A 1,128-nucleotide genomic window follows, 5' to 3' on the forward strand; every position below is an offset into this window, starting at 1 on the left:
CGCCCATTGGCGAACCGGCGACCAGGGAGAACTCGCCCTTGCCGTCCATCGACGGTCCTTCGCTCCAACGTCCCTGCGCTGGTTCGACACCTTCGACGAAGCAATTGATGAAGGCATAGGATACGTCCTGATGCTCCTTTTCCTGCGGGAAGGAGTTGGGGACCGGCAGAGACGCGTTCAGTCCGCCCATATCTTCGATTGCCGCGAGCCACTGCTGTTGGTGCATGGTGTCGCGCGCAATAAGGAAGGACAGCATGTCCTTCATGCCGGGATCGCTGGTCATGTTGTACAGGCGGGTCGCAAGCACGCGGCCGCTTCCTTCCGCGGTGACGTTTGCGACCATATCCGCGGCAAGATTGCCGCTGGCATAGACATGCGAAGCATTGAAGGGAACGCCGTTGGCGTTTTCAGGCAGTGCGGCCAGGCCGGTCGACAAGATATGGCGGAAGTTCATCCCGTTGAGGACCGAGCCGCCGACCGTGTCCGACGAGATGTCCTCCTGCAGCGAAAGTGGTGCACCCTCAAGATTGAGGGCGACCGCAGTCGCCAGCATTTCGATATGGCCGAGCTCCTCGGTCGCCGTGTTCAACAACAGGTCGCGGTATTTGGCCGGCCCGCGGCATCCCCATGCCTGGAAGAAATACTGCAAGGCCACGCGGATCTCGCCTTCTACTCCGCTGATGGCCTGCTGCAAGGCACGGGCAAAGACTGGATTGGGCGTTTCCACACGAACCGGGTACTGCAATTTCTTGTCGGTGTAATACATGGCTGACTCCTGGTTGGAAGTCAGCCGAACCTCAGCTCTGATGCATTGTTCCGTGCGAGGAACACTTAATTCCGGCAGTTTTCCGCGGGAATGTCTCGAGCCACGGACGCTTATTCGCAATGCGAGCCGTCCAGTTCGTTGATGCAGTCGGTACGAGTGGCGCCGACCGGATCACGCGACCCTGGAAAGCAGAGCGACGTCACATCTGGCCAAGCCGTAGCGCCACCGATGATCAGTCGTGGCGACCCGGCTCTGATAAAACAGTGAAAGCTGGCTGCCTTCGATCATCACTGTCGAGTGGCCGTTCTCTCCCGGCTGGCCTGGTTCCAGCACCGGGCCGATCGAGACGTAAGGTCCAGCAA

The 1,128-nt window shown here is 59.8% G+C and carries 1 protein-coding gene and 1 pseudogene; both read right to left on the reverse strand.

Translation table 11 applies throughout. The annotated features are described in order from the left end of the window. On the reverse strand, positions 1-766 hold a 766-nt coding region (locus tag EOA22_RS34610; RefSeq protein ID WP_127390663.1), incomplete at its 3' end, for a manganese catalase family protein. A 171-nt stretch (positions 767-937) separates the two neighbouring features. After that, positions 938-1,128 (reverse strand): annotated as a pseudogene (locus EOA22_RS38335) (hypothetical protein); the annotation flags it as partial.

Source organism: Mesorhizobium sp. M7A.F.Ca.US.014.04.1.1, from assembly GCF_003998745.1.
In the GTDB taxonomy this organism is placed as follows: domain Bacteria; phylum Pseudomonadota; class Alphaproteobacteria; order Rhizobiales; family Rhizobiaceae; genus Mesorhizobium; species Mesorhizobium ciceri.